This is a genomic window from Arthrobacter sp. B0427-1-12, assembly GCF_059092905.1.
Window position 1 is genome coordinate 1 of record NZ_JBNHIC010000177.1, and the last position, 782, is coordinate 782.

At 63.9% G+C, this 782-nt stretch carries 1 protein-coding gene; it reads left to right on the forward strand.

All coding sequences use genetic code 11. From position 1 onward, the window contains the following. Nucleotides 1–782, forward strand: a 782-nt coding sequence (locus AC5RWU_RS24425; protein WP_493986753.1) for a cbb3-type cytochrome c oxidase subunit I, incomplete at both ends; no start/stop codon positions are given.

Consider the following 782-nt stretch of genomic DNA (forward strand, 5'->3'; position numbering starts at 1 on the left):
CTGCCGTTCTTCGGCATCGTCTCGGAGATCTTCCCGGTCTTCAGCCGCAAGCCGATCTTCGGCTACAAGGGCCTGGTCTACGCCACCATCGCCATCGCCGCCCTGTCGGTGACCGTCTGGGCGCACCACATGTACGTCACCGGCTCGGTCATGCTGCCGTTCTTTGCCTTCATGACCATGCTGATTGCGGTGCCCACCGGCGTGAAGTTCTTCAACTGGATCGGCACCATGTGGCGCGGCTCGCTCACCTTCGAGACCCCGATGCTCTGGAGCCTGGGCTTCCTGGTCACCTTCCTCTTCGGCGGCCTGACCGGCATCATCCTGGCCTCCCCGCCGCTGGACTTCCACGTCTCCGACACCTACTTCGTGGTCGCCCACTTCCACTACGTGGTCTTCGGCACCGTGGTCTTCGCCATGTTCGCCGGCTTCTACTTCTGGTGGCCCAAGTGGACCGGCAAGATGCTCAACGAGCGCCTGGGCAAGATCCACTTCTGGCTGCTGTTCCTGGGCTTCCACGGCACCTTCCTGATCCAGCACTGGCTGGGCGTGCTGGGCATGCCGCGCCGCTACGCGGACTACCTGCCCGAGGACAACTTCACCGCGATGAACCAGTTCTCCACCATCGCCTCCTTCGTGCTCGGCGCCTCGCTGATCCCGTTCTTCTGGAACGTCTACATCACCTGGCGCAGCGCGAAGAAGGTCGAGGTGGATGACCCCTGGGGCTTCGGCGGATCGCTGGAGTGGGCCACCTCCTGCCCGCCGCCGCGGCACAACTTCACCTC